This is a genomic window from Micromonospora sp. CCTCC AA 2012012, assembly GCF_040499845.1.
Taxonomy (GTDB): domain Bacteria; phylum Actinomycetota; class Actinomycetes; order Mycobacteriales; family Micromonosporaceae; genus Micromonospora; species Micromonospora mangrovi.
Map to the genome: position 1 here is coordinate 2,166,066 of NZ_CP159342.1, position 24,758 is coordinate 2,190,823.

At 71.2% G+C, this 24,758-nt stretch carries 19 protein-coding genes; 12 read left to right on the top strand and 7 right to left on the bottom strand.

Features of this window, described 5'->3' with window-relative positions; genetic code table 11:
• Nucleotides 1-84: 84 nt before the first annotated feature.
• Nucleotides 85-3,624, bottom strand: a complete 3,540-nt coding sequence (locus ABUL08_RS09690) for a BTAD domain-containing putative transcriptional regulator (protein WP_350936630.1) — start codon at nt 3,622-3,624, stop codon at nt 85-87.
• A 451-nt stretch (nt 3,625-4,075) separates the two neighbouring features.
• Here ABUL08_RS09690 and ABUL08_RS09695 point away from each other — a divergent pair, with 451 nt between their 5' ends.
• The 4 genes from ABUL08_RS09695 to ABUL08_RS09710 all read left to right on the top strand — a co-directional run bounded on the left by ABUL08_RS09695 (nt 4,076) and on the right by ABUL08_RS09710 (nt 9,246).
• The gene (locus ABUL08_RS09695; RefSeq protein WP_350936632.1) at nt 4,076-5,317 is read left to right on the top strand and encodes an RCC1-like domain-containing protein; all 1,242 of its coding nucleotides are present in this window, start codon (nt 4,076-4,078) and stop codon (nt 5,315-5,317) included.
• A 183-nt stretch (nt 5,318-5,500) separates the two neighbouring features.
• Entirely contained in the window at nt 5,501-6,952 is a 1,452-nt protein-coding gene (locus ABUL08_RS09700) for a fibronectin type III domain-containing protein (RefSeq protein ID WP_350936635.1), read from the top strand.
• Nucleotides 6,953-7,399: 447 nt separating this feature from the next.
• Nucleotides 7,400-7,876: a SigE family RNA polymerase sigma factor gene (locus ABUL08_RS09705; protein ID WP_350936637.1), complete on the top strand. Its 477-nt coding sequence runs from the start codon at nt 7,400-7,402 to the stop codon at nt 7,874-7,876.
• Nucleotides 7,873-9,246: a hypothetical protein gene (locus tag ABUL08_RS09710; RefSeq protein WP_350936639.1), complete on the top strand. Its 1,374-nt coding sequence runs from the start codon at nt 7,873-7,875 to the stop codon at nt 9,244-9,246. Before ABUL08_RS09705 ends, ABUL08_RS09710 begins: the two co-directional genes overlap by 4 nt.
• 105 nt (nt 9,247-9,351) lie before the next feature.
• Here the strand turns inward: ABUL08_RS09710 and ABUL08_RS09715 are convergent, their stop codons facing one another.
• Nucleotides 9,352-10,068, bottom strand: a complete 717-nt coding sequence (locus ABUL08_RS09715; protein WP_350936641.1) for an alpha/beta fold hydrolase — start codon at nt 10,066-10,068, stop codon at nt 9,352-9,354.
• Between the two features lie 70 nt (nt 10,069-10,138).
• A complete protein-coding gene (locus ABUL08_RS09720; RefSeq protein WP_350936643.1) occupies nt 10,139-11,326 on the bottom strand; it encodes a YbfB/YjiJ family MFS transporter in 1,188 nt (395 codons plus the stop codon).
• A gap of 46 nt (nt 11,327-11,372) precedes the next feature.
• On the opposite strand from ABUL08_RS09720, the gene ABUL08_RS09725 reads away from it, so the two are divergent.
• Nucleotides 11,373-12,023: a TetR/AcrR family transcriptional regulator gene (locus tag ABUL08_RS09725; protein ID WP_350936644.1), complete on the top strand. Its 651-nt coding sequence runs from the start codon at nt 11,373-11,375 to the stop codon at nt 12,021-12,023.
• Nucleotides 12,024-12,410: 387 nt separating this feature from the next.
• Here the strand turns inward: ABUL08_RS09725 and ABUL08_RS09730 are convergent, their stop codons facing one another.
• From ABUL08_RS09730 to ABUL08_RS09740, 3 genes are all read right to left on the bottom strand, one after another.
• The gene (locus ABUL08_RS09730) at nt 12,411-13,559 is read right to left on the bottom strand and encodes a glutathione-independent formaldehyde dehydrogenase (protein ID WP_350936645.1); all 1,149 of its coding nucleotides are present in this window, start codon (nt 13,557-13,559) and stop codon (nt 12,411-12,413) included.
• A 40-nt stretch (nt 13,560-13,599) separates the two neighbouring features.
• Nucleotides 13,600-14,559 (bottom strand): TIGR03557 family F420-dependent LLM class oxidoreductase, encoded by a 960-nt coding sequence (locus ABUL08_RS09735; RefSeq protein ID WP_350936646.1) that lies wholly within the window; start codon nt 14,557-14,559, stop codon nt 13,600-13,602.
• Nucleotides 14,560-15,063: 504 nt separating this feature from the next.
• Nucleotides 15,064-16,239, bottom strand: a complete 1,176-nt coding sequence (locus tag ABUL08_RS09740) for a metallophosphoesterase (RefSeq protein WP_350936648.1) — start codon at nt 16,237-16,239, stop codon at nt 15,064-15,066.
• Between the two features lie 126 nt (nt 16,240-16,365).
• On the opposite strand from ABUL08_RS09740, the gene ABUL08_RS09745 reads away from it, so the two are divergent.
• From ABUL08_RS09745 to ABUL08_RS09755, 3 genes are all read left to right on the top strand, one after another.
• On the top strand, nt 16,366-16,917 hold the full coding sequence (locus ABUL08_RS09745; protein WP_350936651.1) for a hypothetical protein: 552 nt from the start codon (nt 16,366-16,368) through the stop codon (nt 16,915-16,917).
• 248 nt (nt 16,918-17,165) lie between these two features.
• On the top strand, nt 17,166-18,935 hold the full coding sequence (locus tag ABUL08_RS09750) for a sialidase family protein (protein WP_350936653.1): 1,770 nt from the start codon (nt 17,166-17,168) through the stop codon (nt 18,933-18,935).
• Nucleotides 18,932-19,411 (top strand): hypothetical protein, encoded by a 480-nt coding sequence (locus tag ABUL08_RS09755; RefSeq protein WP_350936655.1) that lies wholly within the window; start codon nt 18,932-18,934, stop codon nt 19,409-19,411. Before ABUL08_RS09750 ends, ABUL08_RS09755 begins: the two co-directional genes overlap by 4 nt.
• 86 nt (nt 19,412-19,497) lie before the next feature.
• On the opposite strand, the gene ABUL08_RS09760 is transcribed toward ABUL08_RS09755, so the two are convergent.
• Entirely contained in the window at nt 19,498-20,106 is a 609-nt protein-coding gene (locus ABUL08_RS09760; RefSeq protein WP_350936657.1) for a TetR/AcrR family transcriptional regulator, read from the bottom strand.
• Nucleotides 20,107-20,204: 98 nt separating this feature from the next.
• Between ABUL08_RS09760 and ABUL08_RS09765 the strand changes: the two genes are divergently transcribed.
• The 4 genes from ABUL08_RS09765 to bla all read left to right on the top strand — a co-directional run bounded on the left by ABUL08_RS09765 (nt 20,205) and on the right by bla (nt 24,445).
• On the top strand, nt 20,205-20,855 hold the full coding sequence (locus tag ABUL08_RS09765; RefSeq protein WP_350936659.1) for a hypothetical protein: 651 nt from the start codon (nt 20,205-20,207) through the stop codon (nt 20,853-20,855).
• A gap of 21 nt (nt 20,856-20,876) precedes the next feature.
• On the top strand, nt 20,877-21,854 hold the full coding sequence (locus tag ABUL08_RS09770) for a CPBP family intramembrane glutamic endopeptidase (protein WP_350936661.1): 978 nt from the start codon (nt 20,877-20,879) through the stop codon (nt 21,852-21,854).
• Between the two features lie 351 nt (nt 21,855-22,205).
• Nucleotides 22,206-23,387, top strand: coding sequence for a GDSL-type esterase/lipase family protein (locus tag ABUL08_RS09775; protein ID WP_350936663.1), 1,182 nt, complete (start codon nt 22,206-22,208; stop codon nt 23,385-23,387).
• Between the two features lie 149 nt (nt 23,388-23,536).
• The gene (bla, locus tag ABUL08_RS09780) at nt 23,537-24,445 is read left to right on the top strand and encodes a class A beta-lactamase (RefSeq protein ID WP_377522748.1); all 909 of its coding nucleotides are present in this window, start codon (nt 23,537-23,539) and stop codon (nt 24,443-24,445) included.
• Nucleotides 24,446-24,758 lie beyond the last annotated feature (313 nt).

Sequence of the window (24,758 nt, forward strand, 5' to 3'; positions counted from 1 at the left end):
CACCCGCTTGCAGCTGACTTGCCGTACACCACGGGTCAGCGGCCGGTGCGACCCGCGCATCTCACGCCACCGGGCGGGCCGCGTTCAGCGGACGCCCAGCCGGTCCCTGACCGTGCGCAGCGCCTGCTGGACCGCGCCTGGCGTGACGAACAGCGCTTGGGCGATCTGCCGTTCGTCGGCCCCGTCGGTCGCCATCGCGGCGATGCGTCGCTCCACGCTGGTCAGCGTGATCCCGGCGGGTGGGGCCGGAGGCTCGATCCCGGCACGCGCGAGGCTCTCGCCGACCTCGCGGATCAGACCGTGGGCGCCGCAGCGCTGGGCCAGCTCGTACGCCCGGGTCATCAAGGCGGTGGCCTCGGGCTCGGGTACCAATCGGGCGAGTGCGGCGAGTGTCCGGGCCCGTTCGAGCCCGTCGCGGGTGAGCAGAGGTACCGCCTCCCGCAGCTCTGCCGCGCCGCCACGCAGTTCTCCGAGGATACGCAAGGTACGGCCGAGCACGCTCGGCGCTCCCCACGCCCGCGCCAGCCGCAGTTCCTGTTCGACCAGTGTCACCGCCTCGTCCCGTCGTCCCAGCGCGGCCAGCACCTGCGCCCGGTTCGAGCGCCAGGGCCGCCAGACCGGGTTGAGAACGTCCTCGTGCACGTGCTGTACCGACTCCAGGGCGGCCAGTGCCTGCGCCGGGCGCCCCTCCGCCAGGAGCACCCGGGCATGCGCCTCCGCGAACAAGCGCGCGCCGTCGCCGAACCGCGGCCGGTCGCGGAGCCCTTCGACCAGCGCCCGCGCCTGCGCGAGGTCGCCTGTGTCGAGCAGGATCCCGATCGCGAAGGCATCCGCGTACGGGGACGCGACCATGGAGCCCCACACCGCCGACTGCTCGCCGGACAGCGTCACCGAGTGGTACGCGGCGCGCAGGTCGCCCCGGCGCCACTCGGTGTAGCCACGCCAGAGGTGGGCGGCGAGCGCCGCGAAGAGCGAGCCACCCCGGTACGCGTGGGCCAGTGCCTCGTCCCAGAAGGGGAACGTGTCCTCGTCGGCCATCTCCAGCACCATCCCGGCCACCACCCACAGCAGGCCGTTGTCGTGGTCCAGGAGCACACCGTCAGCGAGGGCGAATCGGGCCAGGTCGACCGCTCGCGCCCGGTCCTCGCCGTCGATGACCGCCTCCCACGCGAGGCTGGCGGCGAGCATCCGCGCGCCCGGCCCGTCTCCGGAGACCACCGGCTCGGGCCCGCACCGCCACAGCGCGGGGTCGAGGCCGTGGATGTACCCGCCGATCCGGTGCACGCCGAGCAGGACCTGGCGCTCGTCGTGCAGGTCGGCCGGCAGCGTCGAAGCGGCCGACCGGGCGAACGCGCTGGCTTCGCCGACCTCGCCGGCGAAGACGAGGGTACGGGCGAGCAGCTGTGCCGCGGCGGCGCGCGACTCGGCGTCGGTCAGCGTCTCGTAGGCCTGCCGCAGGTGCTCCTTTGCGGCCGGGCCGTCGCCCAGCGTTTCGACCCGACCCAACTCCAGCAGCACTGCCGGCTTGTCGGTGGAGTGCGGTGGCTCCTGCAGCGCCCGGGCGAGGTACGTGGCTGCCGCGTCGGCCGCTCCTCGGGCCGCCGCCGTGGCCGCCGATCGGCGTAGGACCTCGACGACCCAGGGCGCGCCCCGGCACGGTACCTGGAGCAGGTGCGCGGCGATCTGTTCGGCGCTCGCGCCGGCCGCGTCCAGGACCCGGGCCGCCCGTTCGTGCCGGACCTGGCGGTCACCGGGCGGAAGGTCACGGTAGATGGCGTCGCCGACGAGGGGGTGGACGAAACCGAGCGGATACTCGTCGCGCAGCACCTCGGCCCGCACGAGCGCGGCGATCGCGTCGAGCACTTCGGCCTCGGGCAGCCCGGCCAACGCTGCCACGGCCGGCAGCGCGGCGGCCGCCCCGAGGACCGCCACGGCCTGTGCGGTCGCGGTGGCCGCTTCGGGTAGCCGGGCCAGGCGCATGAGGACGTTGCTCGACACCGCACGGGAGCCGATCTCGGCGACGGTGTCGGCGTGCGTGTCGTCCGGGCGTACCCCCTCGGTCTGCAGGGCGTGCAGGAGCTGGCGCAGGAGCAGCGGGTTGCCGGAGGTGGTCCGGTGGCAGGCGGCGACGAAGCGGGCGTCGGCGGACTCGCCGAGCAGGCGGCGTACCAGGTCGGCCGAGCCGGCTGCGGTCAGTGGGGCGGGGCGGACCCGCACCGTCGCCTCGTCGTGGGCGAGTTCGGTGAGCAGCGCGTCGTCGGTGTGGGGCTCCCCGGTACGCAGCGCGGCCACCATCAGCACGGGCAGTGCCTCCAGCCGGCGCACCAGGTAGGCCAGGAAGCGCAGCGAGCCGGTGTCGCACCACTGCAGGTCGTCGACGGTCAGCACGAGCGGCCGTTCGGCGCACAGGTTGACGGTCAGCCAGTACAGCCCGTGCAGCACCGCGAAGGCGTCCTCGGCCCGCTGCTGCGGTTCGTGCGCGGCGAGGTCGAACACGATCCGCGCCGGGACGGCCGCACCGGACAGGGCTGCGGTACTGGCCACCACGGGCTCGAAGAGCTGGCGTACGACACCGAAGGCGTACTCCTTCTCCATCCGGCTGCCCCGGGCTGACAGGACACGGAAGCCAGCCCTACCCGTGTGGCGGGCTTCGGCCAGCAGCCGGCTCTTGCCGATGCCGGCCGGTCCCTCGATCAGCACCAACCGCCCGTGCCCGGCCAGGGCGTCGGCCAGGCCACCGGTGAGTACTCTCAGCTCCCGCTCGCGGTCGACCAGCCCGTTGTCGGCATGAACGGGTGGGACCGACGGGTCCGGCGCGGAGCCGGACCGTGGTACGGACGGCGGCGCGGGCGCGTCCAGGTCGGGAGACTGTGCCAGCACGTCCGCCTCCAACCTGCGTAGTGCCGGACCGGGGTCCACACCGAGTTCCTCGGCCAGCACCTGCCTGGCTCGTCGCAGTGCGCCGAGCGCATCGCCCTGCCGATGTGCGCGGTACAGCGCGAGAACCAGCAGCCGCCACCGCTCCTCGCGCAGCGGATCCTCCGCGACCAGCGTCTCGATCTCCGGCACCAGGACGCCACTCTCACCGAGTGCCAGCCGGACCGCCACCACCTGCTCGCGGGCCACCTCGCGCAGCTCGGTCAGGCGGGCCGCCTCGGCCTCGATCCAGGGCTGGCCGGCATAGTCGGCGAACGCGGGCCCGTGCCACAGCCCGAGCGCCTGGTCCAGCACCCTGGCAGCCTCGTTCGGGTCGGTGAGCGCACCGGCCTCACGGATCAGCCGCTCGAACTGCCAGGCGTCGACGGCGTCGTCGCCGAGGCGCACCGCGTAGCCGGCTCCTGCGCTGACGATCACCGCTTGGCGGGACCGGGCGGACCGGCCAGGCTCCAGCCGTCGTCGCAGGCGTGAGACGTAGGCCTGCAACGCGCCCTGCGGGCTCGACGGCGCCTGCTCCCCCCACAGCGCGTGCACCAGCCGGCCGACCGGGACCACCTCGCCGCGCGCGACGAGCAGGAGGGCGAGAACCGCCCGTTGCCGCGGCCCACCGAGATCCAGCGCCTGCTCACCGAGGCGCGCGCGAAACTCGCCCAGTACCGAGACCGAGAGCCCGTTGTCCGCCTGCACCCGCCCTCCGCCGTGAAGATGACCGTCCCCGCGCGACACTGCTGGCGGCGCTCATCGGCAACGTACCGCACGCAGCCGGGCCTGGTCTGCACCGTCGCATTCCGGACAGTGGCCGGTCGGGGTGGCCGTCCCGAGAGGTCGGCCGAGCAGGGCCGACCGGATGGCGGGACCTCCCGGCGCCGCCAGGGGAAGAACGTTCGCCTTCGACGCCGCGGCGGTAGGCGACCGCCGCACGGTGCACCAACCACCCCACCCGCTCATCCGAGACGACTGTGGCGGGAGGACCGCGTGCGATCGCGGTGAGGCGCGACTTGCACCGATGTGTCGCGCCAGCGACACGTCGACGCAAGTCGCGCGTCAGGTCGGCGGCAAGTCCGGACCCGCACGCTTCGAGCTGTCCGGCGCGGCGCGGTTGTCGAGCGGACGAGGCTTCCAGACAAGGAGTAGGGATATGACCAGGTCCAGGGCACTGCTCGGCATCGCCGGCACCGTCGTCGCGGTCGGTGCGGCGCTGGCGCTGCACCCGGTAGCGAGCGCGGCCGGCGGCCTCCAGCCGGGTGCCGCGTACGGCTGGGGCGGCAACATGTTCGGCCAGGCCGGTTCCGGTGCGCCGACGAACCAGTACAACACTCCGCGGCAGACGGTCCTTCCGGACGGCGTCGTGCAGGTGCAGAGCGGCGGGCGGGCCAGTTACGCCCGGTTCACCGACGGGAGGCTGTTGTCCTGGGGATACAACATGAACGCCGCCCTCGGCAGCGGCTCGACGACGGTGATCACGCGGTACGCCCCGGCACCGGTCGTGGGCATCGGCGGCACGGGCACGCTCACCGATGTCGTCGACGTCTCGGTGCACATGGAGAGCGCGATCGCCGCGGTGCTGGCCGACGGGACGGTGGTCGCCTGGGGTTCGAACGTGAACCGGCAGCTCGGCGACGGGTCGACAGCCAACGTCCGGGCCTACCCGGAGCGGGTGCTGACCGCGCCGGAGACCCCGCTGACCGGGGTGGTGGACGTCGAGTCCGGGTGGGAGGTGACGTACGCGTTGATGGCCGACGGCACTGTCACCGCCTGGGGTTCGGTGAAGTGTGACGGCACGCTGTCAGGCGTGACGCAGTACGCGACCCCCGTGGCCGGGCTCACCGACATCCGGCAGATCGCGGTCGCCGGCGGGGTGGCCCTGTTCCGGCGGGGCGACGGCGCGGTGCTCTCCTGCGGCGGCACCGGGCGTGCGCTCGGCCGGCCGTACGGCCCGGAGAACACGCCGACCTCCCCCTACACGCCAGCCCTGGTCACCAACCTCGGCCCGGGCAGCGACGTGGCAGACATCTCGATCAGTTCGGCGGTGACTGCCCTGACCGGGGACGGCCGGGTGTACCTGTGGGGCGAGAACACGCAGAACCAGCTCACCCCACTGGGCGTGTCGGGCGGCCTGACGGTGCCGACCGAGCTGGCCCAGCCGGCCGGAGAGCCGAAGATCATCGATGTCGACAACGACAACTCGCCGATGACGTACGCGGTGCGAGCCGACGGCTCGGTCCTGGTCTGGGGGTACAACCAGTACGGCATGGCCGGGATCGGGACGACCGCAGCCCTGGTGAACACCCCGACCGTGGTCACCCTGCCGGGTCGCACCTTCGCCAGCATCGCCGCCTCGAACTGGACGGTCCTGGCGGTCACCGTACCGGCGGCGTGACCGTCGCCTGCCAGCGCGAAGCGCGTGAGACGCAGGGACCACAGCCGACCCTCCCGCCGCGCGGGCGACGTCGGTGCCGCAGCCGCACTCGCAGGGGGTACGCGAGGGCGCTGCGGCCCCGGCGGCACCCACCGTCCCAACGAGGAACCACCCAGGTGCACCGTCACACGAGGAGGACTGATCATGCGTAGTTCCGTGCGCCGAGCCCTGGCGCCCGCCCTGGCGGCGCTGACCGGCGTGAGCGTGCTCGCGCCGCCGACGCCGGGATCCGCGGATCCCGGCGACCCGGACCCGTACGGCACCTTCGACAGCGCTTCCCGCATCGGTCACTCGGTCCGGGTGCGGGGCGTCGTTCACGACCCGGACGCCTCCGCCGCGATCACGGTGGCGATCACCGTGGATGGTCGGCTCGCCACCTACGCGAGTACCGACAGCACCGGCGCGTTCGACACGACGACGGCCTCGTCGACCGTGCCGGGCGAGCACAATGTCTGCGCCGAGGCGTACAACCAGGGCGCCGGGGCGAACACGCGGCTCGGCTGCCTGGTCTACAGCGTGCCCGCGGCGGTCGGTACCCCGCAGGTGAGCCTTCGCGCCGTCAGCGCCACCGAGGTCGTCGTCGAGTGGACCCCGGCCGACGCCAACGCGTCGGGCTTCCGCGTCGAGCGCACCTTCGACGGCAGTTGGCACACGGTGGCCACGCTCGGCGGGGATGCCCGCAGCTGGACCGAGAGCGGCCTCGCCCCAGGTACTGCGGTCTGCGTGAACGTCGTCGCGGTCAACGACTTCTCCGAGCAGGGCGCGGCGGTCTGTGGCACGTCCCTCAAGCCCTCGCTACCGCTCGTGTCGTACCCGCAGGTGCAGATCCGGTCGAACACCGAGACCACCATCACGATGCGGTGGACCGACTCGTCCATCGCGACCGGGTACCTGGTCGACGCGTACGACGGGGCGGACGAGGTCGCCGGCACCTTCGCGGAGCGCGTCGGCCCGGGGCCGTACGACGCCACACTCACCGGCCTGCGCCCGGGCCGGTTCTACCGACTGCACGTACGGCCGGTCCACCCGGAGCACGAGACCAGCTCGGGACCGTATCCGTACAGCATCGGCGAAGCGACGCCGATGTACCCCGAGATCGTGAGTCTGGCGGTCGCCCCGTCCGCCGACGCGGGCTGCACCGTGGGCCGCCAGCTCGTGGCGCAGGCCCAGTACGCCGAGCGGCTCGAGATCCGCCGTGATGAGGTCGTGGTGGCCGCGTCAGAGGTCGGGCGGGCGGTGTACGACCTGCCGCCCGGGGACACCGCGACCTACACCGCGGTCGCCACCAACAAGGCCGGCACCGAGACCACCCGTCAGATCGCGGTCGGCCGGGACACGCGCGCGCCACTGGTCAAGGAACTCCAGGTGACGAACACCCGCCAGCGATCGCTCGGCATCTACCTCTACACGAGCGAGGACAACCAGCTGTTCCACCTGGGCTGGGTCGACAGCGGGAAGACCGCGACCATCACCGTTCCGCACGGCCTCGTCGGCGTGATCGTGGCGAAGGAGGACGTGAGGTCCGAGATCTCCTACACGATGGGCTATGCCGTGATGGGCCACTGTGGCGGAGCGGCCACCCCGATAAAGATCTAGGAACTGGAGGACGCTGGTCGCCCACCGGAAGCCGGACCGGCACGTCACGACACCCGGTGTTCATCCACTGCCGGCCGTCCCGAGGGTCTGCCGGCGCTACCAAGACCTTGATCGGCTCCGAAGCTGATCGTCCGGTGAACCGAAACGGGGCGCAGGTGCGCAGCAGGAGGACGGTGGCATTCGCGGCGACGCTGCTGATGCTGGTCGGGGGTCGCACGGCAGGCGATCCGCAGACGCGGCGCACGGGCGCACCGACCAGCGGCACGCTGCGGTTGGTCGCTCGTGTCGAAATGAGTGCGTAAGGCCCGGATCAGCGTGACCGGATGAGCCTGGAGGTGACCGCCGTTCCACTCCGGTCACCCCCACGCACAACCGAAATGAGCCCCGGGCCACTCCTAGTCTTGGTGGGAGGCTGGGTTGCGGAGTGAACGAGAGTACGTCGAGTACGTGCATGCACGCACGCCATGGCTGCGACGGCTGGCGTACCGGCTGTGCGGGCAGTGGACAACTGCGGACGACCTGGTGCAGGAGTGCCTCGTCGCGCTGTACCGGCATTGGCGGAAGGCGTCGACAGCGGAGTCGGTCGACGCCTACGTACGAGCGATGCTGGTCCACGCCTACCTGGCCGAGCGAAAGCGATCCTGGACCCGCCGGGTCCGTCCCGTGGCCGACGTAACTGCGCCCCCGGTGACGCCGCTGGCCGGTGCCGAACACCGCGTCGACCTGCTGGCCGCGCTCACGAAACTGTCTCGCGGGCAGCGCGCGGTGCTGGTCCTGCGCTACTGGGAGGACCTTGACGTCGCGCAGACCGCCGCGGCGCTGGGCTGCTCGACCGGCACCGTGAAGAGCCAGACCTCGTATGCCATCGCGGCGCTGCGCCGCCTGCTGCCGAACTACGTGCCTGGAGGGGTGGACACGCCATGAGGGAACTGTTCGCCACCCTGCCGGACGATCCACCGCCGCTGCCGCCCGGATATCTGGACACCGTGCTCACCCGGGCCCGCCGCTCGGTCCGGCGCCACCGCATCGCCACCACCACGGTATGGGCAGCTTCCGTGCTCATCCTGGCCGCTCTGATCGTGCCCGGCGTTCCGCTCCCCGTCCGGCCGGCAGCCCCGGCAACCACGCCGAGCCTGCCAGACCGCTTCGCCGGGTACTCGGTGTTCACCAGCACCGTCACGTCGGCTCCGCCCGGCCGCGCGATTGCCCTCTACGGTTATGGCAGCGGCGAGACGTTCAACATGTTCCAGTCGTTGGTCGTCGGGGCCGACGGGGACACGTACCGGCGGGTCGACGCCATGGACGAGCGTGACCGACCGTCGGCACTGCTCGCCCCGGACGGCACCCGCGTGCTACTCGGCGACGATCGCGGCGCGACCGGTGACCTGGTCCTGATCGAGTTGGCCACGGGCAAGCGCCGGTCGATCCCGCTCGGAGGTCCGGTCGGCGTACGGCTGCTGGCCTGGTCACCCGACGGCCGTTACGTCGCCTACAGCGCCGCCCCCCTCACCCGCTCCGGTGAGTTCGGCACCGGCAACGTCGTCGAGGCTGAGGTAGCCCGCACCGGCACGCTGCGGCTGCTCGATCTGTCGACCGGGGCCAGCACCGAGGTGCCGGCGATCAGGCCGGCGTGGACAGCGGCCTTCGCGGCGGACAGCCGCCGGCTCGCCGTACAGGTCGGTCAGACGGCTCACCTCGTCGCCCTCGACGGCCGTGAGCTCGGCAGTGTGGCAATCCCGACGGGACGCGAGCTGGCCGCCGAGGTCGGCTGGTCGCCGGACGGCACGTTCCTCGCCACCGTGCCATGGCTCTCGGACGGGCCGTTCACCGGCAACAGCGGCGGCGACACCGGTCATGGTGTCTTCCTGTGGAAGGTCGGCGACGTTCAGTTCGTCCCCGTGGCCGGGGTCCGGACACCACCAGCACCGGTCTCGGACGTCGTACAACTACTCGGCTGGCGCTCGGCGAGCAGCGTGATCGTCGCGACCATCGACGACGCGGGTCACGCGTCGCTGTTGGAGGTGCAACTCGGTGCCGGCACACGGCGGACCCTGTCCGCCTTCGCCACCGGTCGAACCTGCGAGCTGGGCACCCAGAGCTGCCAGCTCTTCGACCTGCACCTCGCCTCCGGCCTGCTGTCCGACCTGACCGTCCGGAACGCTGGTCGCCCGCAGCGCGGCCCTCTCCCAACGATCGTGGACGCTCTCATCGGCGTCGTCATTCTCGGCGGTGCGCTCCTGCTCCGGTGGCGGATACGTCCGTCGACGCGCCGCCGACGCCCGAAAATGGAATAGCCACCAACCGGTCCCCCGCCGACAAGACCGCAGAACGCTTGAACGCGTCCTGGCGACGACGGCTGGGATCCTGGCATCCCCGGATTCTGGGCCCGCGGGCCGCGGTCAGGCGGTGCTCGCGGGGCGCACGGCTGCGGCGACGCGACGATCAGCAGGTTCGTCGGTCTGCAGCAGGATGTTCAGCAGCTCCTCCGGTGCGTCGCGCATCAGGTTGTGGCCGCCGGCCACGGCGTGGGTCGTCCACGAGGGATCGTCGCGCAGTCGCTGATAGGTGGAGGTGAACGGGGAAGGGCCGTCCCATCCCGCCGCGTACACGTAGACCCTCCGCTGGATTCGCGCGGGGTCCGCGGTGAGCCGGAGCGGCTGCAGCACAGAGGCGATCGGATGAGGAGTGGCCCGCGCGTCGAAAAAGGGTAGCGTCCGTACCGCGTAGCCGCTTTCCACCACGTCCGCGTACCACTGGCGTTCCCGGTCGGTGACGAGGCTCCAACAGGAGTCGTTGTGCTGCGGCACCATGGCATCCAGGTACACCAGAGCGTGGACGCGTTCGGGCATCCGGTCCGCGACGCCGGTGATCACCATCCCACCGTAACTGTGGCCGACCAGCACCGCGTCCTCGATCTTTTCCGCTTCCAGAACGCCGGTCACGTCCTGGATGTGGGTGTCGAGGTTGATCCCTCCGTGAAGCAGATGACTCCGCTCGCTGAGTCCCGTCAACGTCAACGGGTAGGCCCGGTGTCCCCGGCGGCGCGTCTGCTCGGCAAGCTCCTCGAAGCACCAACCGCCGTGACACAGACCGGGAATGAAAACGAAGGTGACCATCGCCGTACTCCTTCTGTCGCGTGGACTGTCTGCAGATCTGCCGGGTTGACAGCCGGCTCGTGCCTGAGCTTCAGCACCGGGGGGTGGCATCGGGCGCCCTGTCCTCGAGCGCTGGGCCGCCCGCTGGGGTTGCTCGCGCGGAACGCTGCGGACGCACGGTTGCGGCGACGACGGCGGCTGTGCCGCAGAGGGTCGCGGTCCACGCCAGGGTGGCCGCGGCCGAGGTGCCGTCGGCGAGGACGCCGGCGATCCAGGGGCCGGCCGTCTGACCAGCAGCGAAGAGGACGGTAAAGGCCGAGAGTGTGCCGGTCCAGTCGGCCGGCGGGGTGGCGCTCTTGATGAGCGCGGTGACGGCGGCGGGAACGCCCATGAACGTCGCCCCGTAGATGATCGCGGAGGCGAGGATGACCGGTGGCCAGGGCGCCAGCAGGGCCAGTGCCGCCCCGACGCCCAGAGCGCCCAGCAACGCGGCGAGGGCTCGGGTGCCGGGCCAGTTGGTGATGGGCCGGCTCCACAGTGCGGGTGCGGCCACGACGGCCAGCCCCAGCGCTGTCCAGATGAGCATGACCTGTGCGACAGGTGTGTGCCGGTCGGCGAGGTACGCGGACAGGAAGGTGATGTAGGTGATGTAACCGGCGGCGAACAGCACGTATGCCACGGCGGTCCGGGACAGTGGACGTACCCGCGCCCGGCCGGCCGGGACCGCAGCGCCCTCTTCGTCCGTGCGCGCCGCGGTCCAGCTCACCAGGGTTGCCAGGCCGGCGGCCATGCCCAGAACGACCCAGGCCACGCGCCAGTGCTGTCCCAGTGGCGGAACCGTCGCACCGCTGACGATGATGCCCAGCCCGGTGCCGGCGAAGTAGATGGTGATGGGCGCGGCCGACGAGGTGCGGATGGCGATGCGTGAGGCGATCACACCGCCGGCGATGAACACCACCGCCCCGGCCGCCCCGGCGCCGGCCCGGGCGATCAGCAGCACCGGGTACGCACTGCTGATCGCAGCGGCGGCCAGTGCCGTCGCGGTGAGGATCATCCCCAGCCGGAAGGCGGTCGCGATGCCCAGCCGGCGTACGACGGGGCCGGTCGCCAGTGCGCCGAGGAGGTAGCCGAGCCCGTTGGCTGCGCTCACGGTCCCGGCTTCGGCAAGGCTCCAGCCCAGGTCGTCGCGCATGGCGGGAAGCAGCAGCCCGTAGGCGAAGCGGGCGAGCCCGAGCGCCGAGGCGGTGCCGAGGGCGAGCCGCGCTGATGGTCCGAACACTGCACCTCCAGTACGAACCGATCGGTTCGATCAAGCATGCTAACAGTTGATCGAACCGATCGGTATCATCTACGGCATGCCGGTTACCAAGGGTTCGACGCTTGATCCGGCGCGCACCCGCGCCACCATCCTCGACGCGGCCACGGTCCTGCTGTACGAGCGTGGGCTCGACGGTGTCGGCGTCGCCGAGCTGTGCAGCAGCGTCGGAATATCCAAGGAGACGCTCTACCGGCACTTCGGCACGAAGGACGGGCTCGTGCGCGAAGTCCTGGAAGCCCGCAGCGAACGGGTGTCACGCTGGCTGGCCGACGCCGCCTCGGCCGCCGGGGATGACCCCGCAGCCCAGCTTGCTGCCGTGTTCGACGCCCTTCAGCAGTGGTACCAGCAGCCCGTCTTTCGCGGCTGCGCGATGGTGAACGCAGCCGCCCAGCACCATGTCGAGGCGGTACGTTCGATCACCCGCCGCCACCTCGACCGCTACCTCGAACTCTTCACCGGCATCGCCACCCGCGCCGGAGCGGCAGATCCGGACGTGCTGGGCCGGCAGTTGCTCATGCTGGTCGAGGGGGCGACGGTCGTCGCCGACCACTGTGGCGCGGCCAGCACGGACGGGCACGCCCGTCGCGCCGCGCTCACCCTCCTGGCCGCCGCCTCTCCCGCCGCATCGGCCCGGTCGAGTCGAGGAACCCCCACGTAGCTGTTCTCGCGACGGCCCAGGTCGACGACAGTGACGCCCCGGGGTGTGCCGGCGAACGGCAGACACGGGCCGGCCCTGACCTGTCGGCCGACGCCTCGCGTCGTGTCCGCCCAGGTGATCCCAAGTGGTTCACGTACTACCGTGGCCGTCGAAGGTCACCCGCAACGAGCTTGGCCCTTCGTCTGCCCGCATGCCAAACCGTCTCCCGTCTCGGTCGACCGCCCCCACGCGGCAGCCGCTGGCAGCCCTCGCCCGGGCCGGTTGCTCGCAGTCGCTGTCCAGGACGATGCGGCAGCGGGAAGCGCCGGTCCCGCCGGCAAGCACGAGCACTGCCGGGTCCTTGAGCAGGCGTACCGGGCCTGCGAGCGAGGTGAGTGGTGGTGGTGGTCAGGCCCCTTGGCCCGGGTGCAGCAGAACCTTGGTCCAACCCTGGTCACGCCGGTCGAAGTGCCCGTACGCCTCGACGGCCTGGTCCAGCGGCAGCTCGTGCGACACCAGGAACGACGGATTGGCGCGCCCGTCGATGATCAGGTCGCGCAGCTGCCGGTTGTAGCGCATCACCGGGCACTGGCCCGTGCCCATGTGCTGCGCCTTGGTGAAGAACGTGCCGTACTGCCAGCCGACACGACCTTCCCGCTCCTGCGGGTCCGGCCCCTTCGGGTCCTGCGGCACGTACACACCGACGACGCCGATGCCGCCCGTGGAGCGGACGACGCTGACCAGGTTGTCCAAGACGAGTTCCGGGTGCTCCTGGCCGGACGGGTCGTGGGCCTGGTAGCCGACGGCCTCGACTCCACAGTCGGCGCCGCGTCCGTTCGTGGCGTCCATGATCTGCTGCACCGGGTCGCCCTCGGCGAAGTTCACCGGCAGGGCGCCGATGCGCTGCGCCATGGCGAGGCGGTCCGGCTCCTTGTCGACGACGAACACCCGCGCCGCCCCCTTGATCAGCGCGCTGTGCGCGGCCATCAGCCCGACCGGTCCGGCGCCGAACACCGCGACCGTGTCGCCCGGGCGCTGCCCGGCCAGTTCGGTGCCGTGCCAGCCGGTGGGGAAGATGTCCGACAGCATCGCGAAGTCCTGCTCGTGCTCGTCGCCCGGCGGCAGGTGCAGCAGGTTGAAGTCGGCGTAGGGCACCCGCAGGTACTCCGCCTGCCCGCCGTCGTAGGGGCCCATGTTGGCGTAGCCGTAGGCGGCCCCGTCGACGCCCTCCGTCGGGTTGACCCGCAGGCAGAAGCTCGTCCACCCGTGCACGCAGTTGCGGCACGTCCCGCAGGCGATGTTGAACGGCGCACACACCCGGTCGCCGACCCGGATGCGGCTCACCGCCGCCCCGACCTCCTGCACGACGCCCATGTTCTCGTGGCCGAGGATCTTGCCCTGTTCCACCGAGGTGCGGCCCTCGTACATGTGCAGGTCGGAACCGCAGATGTTGGTGGTGGTGATGCGGATGATCGCGTCGGTCGGGGCCTGGATGGTGGGGTCGGGACGGTTCTCGATGGCGACCTCGCGTGGTCCCCGGTACACGACAGCCTTCACGGTGAACTCCTGATCGGTGGCTTCGGTTGTTGCCGGATGCTCAGCCGAGACCGCGGAGGCGCTCGGCAAGGGTGTCGCGGTAGAAGTCGATGAAACCGTCCGGATCGGGGCCGGCGTTCTGCAGCACCAGGTGGTCGAAGCCCGCGTCGACGTACTTCTGCACCGCCGCCACGTGGACCTCCGGGTCGGGTCCGACCGCGAACTGTTGGCGGATGTCGTCCTCGGTGACGGTGCGGGAGGCGGCGTCGAAGTTGACCGGGTTCGGCAGCTCGCTCATGACCTTCCACCCGGTCACCGCCCAGCGGCTGGTCTCCCACGCCGCCCGTACGGCCTGCTGCTCGTCGGCCGCCCACGCCACCGGCACCTCCGCGTAGCGCGGCCCGTCACCGCCGCCGCGCCGGTACGCCTCGACCAGGTCGGGCTTCGGCTCGGTGGCGAACAAGCCGTCGCCGTACTCGGCGGCGATGGCCGCGGACACCGGACCGCTGGCCGCGACGGCGATCACCGGCGGCTCGTCGGGCAGGTCGAACACCCGCGCGTCCTCCAACCGCAGGTGCTTTCCCTCGTACGATCGGTAGCCGCCCCGCCACAGCAGCCGGATGATCTCCAGCGCCTCCCGCAGCCGTTCGTGACGTCCTCGTACGCTCGGGAAACCCTGCCCGACGACGTGCTCGTTGAGCCGCTCCCCCGCGCCCACGCCGAGTGTGAAGCGCCCGTTCGAGACGATGGCCAGGGTGGCTGCGGCCTGCGCGATGATCGCCGGGTGGTAGCGCACGGTCGGGCAGGTCACCCCGGTAGCCAGGCCGATCCGCTCGGTCCGCGCGGCGATCGCGCCGAACACCGTCCAGGTGAACGACGAGTGCCCCTGCACGTCCAGCCAGGGGTGAAAGTGGTCGCTCATCTCGACGAAGTCGAAGCCGGCCTGCTCAGCCCGGACGGCCTGCTGGATCAGGTCGTGCGGCCCGAACCCCTCGCTGGACAGCTTGTAACCGATCTGCATGGCATCTTCCCGACACTGGCGGTGTGACCTTACTTGCCACTTTTCCACCCGGTCGGGGTGGAAACCGTCGGACTGGAGATATTTCCTGACCCGCCGCTCATCCGGGCCGGCAGAGGACGGCTCTGCCCTCGACCCCGATGGACGGCGCCATTGACCCCTCATCAAGCCTTTGACCGCGGTCCACCACCGGCCCTCGGCCACTCACGACCCAGTAGGGGCGAGCGCCGCACCCGTGCGCGACACCGGCCCGTGGCCGGGCTGCGGCGTGGCGTGCGGCGTCAGCGCTGACGCGTGCCGCGGTCGACCTCCCGGCCGGGATGCCTGCCCGCGCGGAAAGCAGGCTTCAGCCCTACCACCCCCGGGACGCGAGGTGCGACTACCGGAGTGGGAAGGCCGGGGAGACCTGGCATCGAGTGCATGCGGGCGTATCTCGGCCCGGGGAACACGACCCGGATGAGCGCGTCACCTTCGAGTGGCGGCGGGCAGGCGTTGGCCCGCCCGGGGCTATCCCGCACGGAGGGTGAGCAGGGTGATCTCGCTCGGCGCGAAGATCCGGAACGGCGGACCCCAGAAACCGGTCCCCCGGCTCGTGTAGAGCTGGGTCCGGCCGTGCCGGCTGAGGCCCTGGACGACCGGCTGGTCGAGCCGGACCAGGTAGTGGAACGGCCACATCTGGCCGCCGTGGGTGTGCCCGGACAGCTGAAGGTCGACGCCGGCCTCCACCGCGTCGCCGATCTGCTTGGGTTGGTGCGCCAGCAGCAGCACGGGCAGCCGCGGGTCGGTGCCGGCGAGCGCCGCGGTGTGGTCGGCCCGGTGACCGGCGACGCCGGACGAGGCTGCCGTCACGTCGTCCACCCCGGCGACGACGAGTCGGGCGCCGTCCCGCTCCACCACGAGGTGCCGGTTGCGCAGCGGCTCCCAGCCGAGGGCCCGCATGTGCTCGACCCAGCCCTGCGCCTCGCCGTAGTACTCGTGGTTGCCCGTGACATAGACCCGGGCGAGCCGGGCCTGGACGGCACCGAGCGGCGCGGCCTGCGCACGGCGCTGGTCGACCGTGCCGTCGGCGATGTCGCCGGTGTGGCAGACGATGTCGGGGGCCAACCCGTTGACCACCTCGATGGTGCGGGCGGACCAGCGGGCCCGGTCGATCGGACCGTAGTGGGTGTCGGTCAGCAGCACCACCCGGACCCCGTCGAGGCCCGCACCCAGCCGGTCGACGGTCACCTCCACCCGCCGGACCCGGGGCACCCGCATCGCCTCGGCGTACCCCCAGACGGCCAGGACGACCGAGACGACCGCCGCGCCGACCGCCACCGCCCGGGACCGCACCGGATCGGCGACCCCCGCGGCGGCCAGCGGGAGCCGGGCCACGTTTCCGATCAGCGCCCAGACGAACAGGATCCAGACCAGGCCCAGGAGTGTGTCCCCCGCGCGGGCCGCCGCGTCCAGGCGCCGGCGGCCGTGTCCGAGATACATCAGGGCGGGGAACGCGGCCAGCGCGACGACGAACACGCTCGTGCCGGCGGCCACCACCGGCGCCGGCCACCGCGCCGCCACCGTCAACGTCCACCACGGCAGGCCGAACAGCAACGCCAGGACCGCGACGAGCGTCGCCCCGGACATCAGCGGTCGCAGCGACCGCCGCGCCGGTCGCACCTGTACGGCATCGCCAGCAGCCATCGTCGTCCTCCCGTCGGGGTGCGTGCAGCATGACACGGTCCGGGGCGGATCGACCACGCCCGGAGGCCGGGACGGACCCGACCCGTTGACGATCGATCCGTGCCCCGGCTCGAGTACGGTCGGCGGGTGGCGTACGACGTCCTGGCCGAGAGCCTGCGGCTGATCATGTCAGGGTTGCCGGACGGCCCCGTGCGGTTGAGTCGGCGCCGTCGTTTCGCGCCGGTCGCGGTGGACGTGGACGGCGATGTCGCCGCCACCCGGTTCCTACGCCGAGGCGTGGGCTGTTACTGGGACGAGACGCATCTGCTGGTCCTCGACAACCACGGGGCCTGGCGAACGCTCGGTGGCGGCGGATCGTCGGACGGCGAAGACCCCACTGCGGGGCAGTTCGAGCGGGCCCGGGACGACCTCGCGCCGTACCAGGTGGCGCTGAATGGGAGCGCCGGCGTCGTGCACGACGCCGATCCCCTGCTGCCGTGGGGCACGCGATGGGTGCACGGGTCGGCCGTGCTCGTCGGCCATGGGGTCGCGGAACTGCATGTCAACGGCCGCCACCTACCCGTCCCGTACCACGGTCACCTGGTCGTGGTCTGGAGCTCTCGCCGGCCACCGACGATTACCGCACACGACGGCACCGGGCGCACGGTTGCCACCGCGACAGTGTCTCCTACGGAGTGATCGGCCGCCGGGGTACGCCCTGACACGTACGGACCGGACGTCCACGCACGGACATCGGACTCCGGCGATCCCTACGCCTGGCGGTGCTACCGCTGATCGCCGCACCGTTCCGCCAGTGATGCCCGCTCCCCTGTCCGGGCTCGCTGTTACGTCTGGCGCGCCGCGAACGATGACAGTGGTATCGGCGCGCGCATGTCGGGGCCGGGGAGGGCAGGGATGTCATGGAGCTACGTGCCACGAAGAGTCGGGTGCCTCGTGGGGTGGCGCTCGCCGCGGCGACGCTGCTGGTGCTGGCGGTCGGCGGAGTGACTGCCGCCGAGGCGGCCACCCCGGGCGCCGGGACGGTGTCGTCGACCAGCCCGACGGCCGCCTGGACCGCCGGGCCGTTCGCGGTGCCCAACGCCACGGCGACGGCCGGAGCGCTGGCGTGCAACGCCGCCGCGCCCTGTGACGACTACGCGCTCACCGTCGACGTCCCGGCCGGCTACGACGCCGGCAACGACCTGAAGGTCAAGGTGAGCTGGGCCGACACCGCCGCCGACTTCGACGTCTACCTGTACGACAGCAGCGGCGCGGAGGTGGGCCAGGCGGCCTCGACGGCCGACCCGGAGACCCTGGTCGTGCCGCCGGTGGCCGGTCGGTACACGGTGCGGATCGTGCCGTTCGCCCCGCTGGGCGAGAGCTATTCGGCGACCGCCGAACTCGCGGCGAAGCCGGCCGCCCCGGCGCCCGGGCCGGTGGGTGCCGCCGCCTTCACCAACTATCCGGCGCCCGGGACGCTGCCGCGGGCGCACGACGCCGGAGAGCCGTCGATCGGGGTCAACTGGAAGACCGGCAAGGTCATGTACCAGGCGTACACCGACACGTACCGGGTCTCCTTCGACGACACGAAGTCCCCCGCCACGGCGGCGTGGGAGGACAGGAGCGCGCACCTGCCCAAGTGCACGGCCAACGCCTCACTGGACCCGATCCTGTTCACCGACCACGACACGGGCCGCACGTTCGAGTCGCAACTGGCCGGCAAGACCTCGCTGATGTGCGTCACCGACGACGACGGCGAGACCTGGACCCCGTCGCAGGGCGGGGGCATCAACTCCGGGGTCGACCACCAGACCGTCGGCGGCGGCCGCTGGTCGCCCAACGGTGTCGGTGGCACCCCGCTCTATCCGAATGCCGTCTACTACTGCTCGCAGGACATCGCCGACGCGCTCTGCGCCACCAGTCGCGACGGGGGGCTCACCTTCGGCCCGGCCGTGCCGATGTACACCCTGCTGGACTGCGGCGGCCTGCACGGGCACGTCAAGGTCTCCCCGAAGGACGGCACGGTCTACGTACCCAACAAGGGCTGCGGCGGCAACCAGGCGGTCGCGGTCTCCGAGGACAACGGTCTGACCTGGCAGGTCCGCAAGGTGCCGACCAGCCTGCCGGCCGACACCGACCCGTCCGTGGGCATCGGCTCGGACGGCACGGTCTACTTCGGCTACCAGAACGCCGACGGCCACGCCCACGTCGCGGTCTCGCACGACAAGGGCCGCACCTGGGAGAGCGACCAGGATGTCGGCGCCGCCCTCGGCGTCAAGAATGTCGTCTTCCCGGCCGTCGTCGCCGGCGACCCCGACCGGGCCGCGTTCGCCTTCCTCGGTACGACGACCGGCGGCAACTACCAGGACGCCACCACCTTCACCGGCGCGTGGCACCTGTACGTCACCGTCACCTACGACGGCGGGCGCACCTGGTCGTTGACCGACGCGACGCCGAACGACGCGGTGCAGAAGGGTTCGATCTGCACCGGCGGCACCACCTGCGGCACCGACCGGAACCTGCTCGACTTCATGGACGTCCAGCTCGACAAGCAGGGCCGTGTCCTCGTCGGGTACGCCGACGGATGCACCGGCGCCTGCGCCACCGGCGGCGCGCAGAACTTCGACGCGCTGGCCACCATCGCCCGGCAGAGCGGCGGGAAGTCGCTGTTCGCCGCCTCAGACCCGGTCATGACGGGGAAGGCGAAGAAGAAGTGATCCGCGTCCGAGCGGCTGCGCTCGTGCTGGCCGCCGCCGCAGCCCTCACCGGCTGCGGCGGCACCGCCGGGGATACGGACCTCGGCGATCCGGACGCGCCCGGCGCGGCGGCGCCCCGGGCCGAATCCCCGGCCGCCTCTCTCGTCTGCGCCGACGCGGCGACGGCCGTGCCGCGGCCCACCGCGCTCCCGCGCGAGGTTCCGCTGCCGTCCGACGCCGTGCTCACCGGCTCCGAGGAGCGGTCCGGCGGTCGCCTGGTGGTCACGGCGGTGACACCGGGTGACTTCCGCTCGACCCTCGCGTTCATGCAGCGGGCCTACCCGGCGGCCGGGCTGACCCTCAAGGAGGGTGAGGTCGAGGACCGCGACGCCGAGTCGAACTTCGCCGGCAAGGGCCTGATCGGTCGCTGGACGCTGCGCGAGATACCGGACTGTGACGGCGACACCCTGGTCACCGTGCTCGTGGCGAGGCCCTGACGGCGGATCGCTTCCTCTGGCTCGACTCCGAATCAATGGCCGCTGTACGGCGATCGGGATGGGCGGGACCGGCACGGGATGCCCGCTCATGCGGTGGGGGCGTTGAGGACGCAGTCGACAGCCGTGTAGAGAGTGTCGGTTTCGGACTTCAGGATCGAGTCCTCGGCGGGCAGGGCGCGTTCGATGGAGAGCCCGTTGAGGACGGTGAGCAGGAACCTCACCCGGCGTGCGTGGTCTTCCCTGGGAAGCGCGCCTTCCTCAGCGAGAACCGTCAGCCAGTACTCGATACGGCGCCATCCTTCCCGCTCCAAGGCGAGATACGCCGCGCGCACCTCCTCGGTCGGTTCGGGTGCGATGAAGCTCTGGTGGACGTGTCCCCACGCCTCACGCGCCTGCTTCCCGACGCCGGCGGGGGCGAGCACGTGCCGGAGACAGGTGACCAGTCGATCCCGGGCGGGCAGGGATCGGTCGTGGATCGGGTCGTCCGGGAACATCTGGCCGTAGATTCTGGCGAGCACGGCGTCCTGCAGCGCGCGCTGGGTCGGAAAGTGGAACCTGAGCGAGCCCGTGCTCACCCCGGCTCGTGCCGCGACCGCACGCACGCTCAACCGCGCAGTCACATCCTCTGCGAGCATCGCCGCCGCAGCCGCGAGGACCCGTTCCCGTGAGCCGGTGCTGCTGTCGTCCCGTGTCATCCGCCACCTCCTGACACATCGTACTAGCACGCTGTGCTAGCGTCGCCACTAGCACAGCGTGTTAGTAAGTAGCGACGATCGACGGCGAGCGAGGAAACGTGATCGAGGACTGGCGGCAACGGCGGGCGGCCAAGCGCATCAAGAGCGGCGACGGGCGGGCACTGGCACCTTTCCGCTGGTGGCAGCTCCCCTTCCGCGCGCTGTTCCACCTCCCGCTGCCCCACGGGGATGGCCGGCAGACGGTGTATGCCGTCGACATCCCACGCCGGACCGACCCGGACGGCGGCAAGGCGAGAGCGCACCTGTACGTCGACGGCGAACACCACGCCGAGTCCAAGCTCCCGGCAGCCTTCCCCGTCGCGGGTGGCACCATCGACGTGGCGGTCAGTGCATTCGGGCTCAAGCGCTGCCACTACGTCACCGCGGCCGGCGTGGAGCGCCGCCTCATTCCTGACCCGAAGTCCGCCGAAGGACGCCGTGCCCGCGTCACACGGGAGCACCCGACGCTGAGCCGCTCGATCAGTTTCCTCTCGGTGCTGATGCTCCTTGTCGGCGTGGGACTGAACCTGCTGCAACTCGCCGAACCGATCTCGAAGATCCCCCCGATCGCCGACAGCATCGGAGTTTTCGAATCGCCCGTTCGCCTCCCGATCTGGCTCAACTTCGCCCTCGCTGTGGGGGCCATGGTGGGGAGCACTGAGCGGGCACTCCGCCTGCGTTACAGCGCGCTCGACCACGCCGGGAAATAGCACTGTCCAGGGAAGGAAGCCATGACCACTATCGACAAGCCGAACTCGCTACTCGTTTCGGGCGAGCCTCGCAATGGGCCGTCAGTTCCACCTGGGGTGGAGTACCACCGGGTACTCGCAGGCGACAAGCGCCGGATCGGTCGCGGCATTCTCGCAATCATCCTCCTGCTGGCAGGGCTCGTCGTCTTCCCGACGGTCATCGGCAGAGCGGTCGCGCTCATCGACCTACAGATGGGCAACACCCCGCCAATCCTGGGCGGCACCGACTACACGCCGCTCTACCATGCCAGTTCGCTCTTCTCCCTCGGCCTGCTCATTCCGTGGAGCATGCTCATCCAGCGGTGGCTCTACGGCGTGCCCGGCGCGTCCCTGCACTCCGTGACGTCGCGGTTCCGCTTCGACCTGCTCGGCAAGTCGCTTCTCATATTCGGTCCCGCCTGGCTGGTGGTCAACGCTCTCGGAGCTCTCGCGCCCGTCGAGGAGGTCCCGTGGTCGCAGACCGACCTCATCGCCTTCTTCCTCGCCACGATCCTCCTCACCCCGCTCCAGTCGGCGGGCGAGGAATACGGCGTACGTGGGCTGATCTTCCGCGTGATCGGAAGCTGGACCCGCAGCTCACGGGCGGGACTGGTCGCCGGGGTGCTCGTCTCGAGCGTGCTGTTCACGGCCGTTCACGGCGCGACGGATCCGTACATCATCGTCTGGTACTTCGTGCTCTGGACCGGACTGGCCATCATCACCTGGCGCACGGGCGGACTTGAAATCGCGGTCATGCTTCACGCCGTGCTCAACACGTTCTCCTTCATCCTTGCCACATCGCTACGGGTGGACCTCGGTAGCGCGTTGCAGGACCGTTCCGCCGGGGTCGGCACGCCGTACCAGCTCGTCCCTGCCTTCACCGTCATCGTCATCACCGCAATCATCTGGTGGCGCACCCGAAAGACAGGACCAGCACTCACCGCGGGCCATAGTCACGCACCGCGTCACACTCGGCCGTAAGGTGACGTCACCGACAGATCTTTTCGAGGGCTGCCGTGTCCGCCGCCGACATTCGAAGAAGAATGTGACGTCATCGCTCCCTGGCTACATCCAGCCAAGCGCCGGGCAGCGCAATGCACATCGACCCTGCACGGCTCACCACCTCTCCGCTGATCCTCAGCGGGCGACCACCGCGATGCCCCGCTGCGACCACACCACGGGAGCACCACCATGCTGGGCAGGGTGGAGCGGCCGGAGCCAGCCTCAGCCTCGGAGCCGCCGCGGAGCGGACCCCGCTCCGCGGCGAACACGGCTGGCGGTGCGCGACCCGGCCGCCGGTTCACCGCCATTCGACAATGATGGATTGAGAGCATGATGTCCTCCTGGATCACCACGCCGATCACCACGGATCTCCTGCGCGGCGCGCTCGACGTGCAGCGCACCGCGCGCGGGGTGCTGCCGCACCGGCTGCCCGCCTGGGCCCGCGCCCAGTACACCGACGGGCAGCTCGCCATGGTGGAGGCGCAGCCCGCCGGCGTACGGCTGGCCTTCCGCACCCACGCGACCGCGGTCGAGCTGGACACGCTGCCCACCCGACACGCCTACCTCGGCCTGCCGGGCCGTCCCGACGGCGTCTACGACCTGCTCGTCGACGGTCACCTGACCGACCAGACCAGCGCCACCGGCGGCGACACGGTGATCACCGACCTGAGCACCGGGACCACGCAGCGCCGGTCCGGTCCTCCCGGCACCGTCCGGTTCACCGGGCTGCCCGACCGGGAGAAGGACGTCGAGATCTGGCTGCCGCACCACGAGACCACCGAACTCGTCGCCCTGCGCACCGACGCCCCCGTCGCGCCCGTACCCGACCGGGGACGCCGGGTCTGGCTGCACCACGGCAGCTCCATCAGTCAGGGATCCAACGCCACCAGTCCCACCGCCACCTGGCCCGTCGTCGCCGCGTCCCTCGGCGGCGTCGACCTGGTCAACCTCGGCTTCGGCGGCAGCGCGCTGCTCGACCCGTTCACCGCCCGCACCATGCGCGACACCCCGGCCGACCTGATCAGCGTGAAGATCGGCATCAACCTGGTCAACGCCGACCTGATGCGGCTGCGCGCCTTCGTCCCGGCCGTGCACGGCTTCCTCGACACCATCCGGGAGGGCCATCCCACCACGCCGTTGCTGGTGGTCTCCCCGATCTACTGCCCCATCCACGAGGACACCCCCGGCCCTGGCACGTTCGACCTTGCCGCCCTCGCCGCCACCGGCGAGGTGCGCTTCCGGGCCACCGGCGACCCGGCCGAGAAAGCGAGCGGGAAGCTCACCCTGCGTGTCATCCGGGACGAGTTGGCGCGGATCACCGCCCAGCGCGCTGCCGACGACCCGAACCTGCACCACCTCGACGGCCTCGACCTCTACGGCGAAGCCGACTTCGCCGAGCTGCCGCTGCCCGACCAACTCCACCCGGACACCGCCACCCACCGGCGCATCGCCGCACGCTTCGCGAAGCGGACGTTCGACGCCGACGGCCCCTTCGCGGAACGCCGCTCCTGATTCACCTGCGGTCGGTCCGCGCCGCGCCACGTATGTCCGATCGGCATGAATCCCGCGACTTCTGTCTTCGACCGCATGCCGGATCGCTGTCAGGGTCGAGTCTGTCCGACCGGCTGTCCGGCCGCCGGTCCACGCATCCACAAGGAGTGATCATGGTTTTTGCGACACACCGCCTGGTGGCGATGGCGGCGTTGGTGTCCCTGGCCGCCTGCAGCCCCGCCGGTGCCGCCGAGCAGCCGACGCGGGACAGCGAAGTGACGGCGACCGTGTCACCCGCACCCGACAGCGGGCACGCGTTCCGGCAGTTGGAGGAGAGGTTCGACGCGCGGCTGGGCGTCTACGCGATCGACACCGGCAGCGGCCGCACGATGGGGTACCGGGCCGACGAACGGTTCGCGTACGCCTCGACGTTCAAGGCGTTGGCCGCCGCGGAGGTCCTCGACGAGACCACAGACGCCGAGCTGGACCGGGTGGTGCGGTACTCCGCGGACGACCTGGTCACCTACTCGCCGGTCACCGAGCAGCACGTCGCCACGGGCATGTCGCTGCGCGCCATCGCGGACGCCGCCGTCCGGTACAGCGACAACACCGCCGGCAACCTGATGTTGCGTCAGCTCGGTGGACCGCAGAAGTTCGAGAAGGAACTGCGCGAGATCGGCGACAAGGTCACCGATCCGGCGCGCTACGAGACCGCGCTCAACGAGGCCAGGCCGGGAGACCGACGGGACACCAGCACGCCGCGGGCCCTGGCCCAGGACCTGCGGGCGTACGCCGTCGGCGACGCCCTCGAACCCGCGGACCGCGCCACCCTCAACGGTTGGCTGCGGGGCAACACCACCGGTGGCGAGCTGATCCGCGCCGGTGTGCCCGACGGGTGGGTCGTCGGGGACAAGACCGGCGCCGGCGGATACGGCACCCGCAACGACATCGCGGTGATCTGGCCGCCGGACCGGGCGCCGATCGTCCTCGCGGTGCTGTCCAGCCGGGACGAGAAGGACGCCGGCTATGACAACGCCCTCATCGCCGAGGCGACGAAGGCGGTGCTGGCCGGCTGGTGACCGGGTGACCGACACCCACTCGTCGCCGAGCGCCCGCACCGACGTGTCGGACACCGCAGGGCAGCGGCGATGCAGGCCAAGCCACGCATCGATTTCGCCCGGGCACCCACGGAACCGACCGGCTGAGCCACGCGACCCGTACGTCGAGACGTCCCGACGCGGTGGCGACGTCGTGTCACTGCCCGGCGGCCGCGTTGAGCGGTGCAACGGAATGTCCATCACCTTTGACGAAAGGTATCTCTCCGATGAACGCCCCACGACCCGACGCTTCCTGGAAGACGACGGATCGCAGCCCTTCTGACGCAGGAAGCCC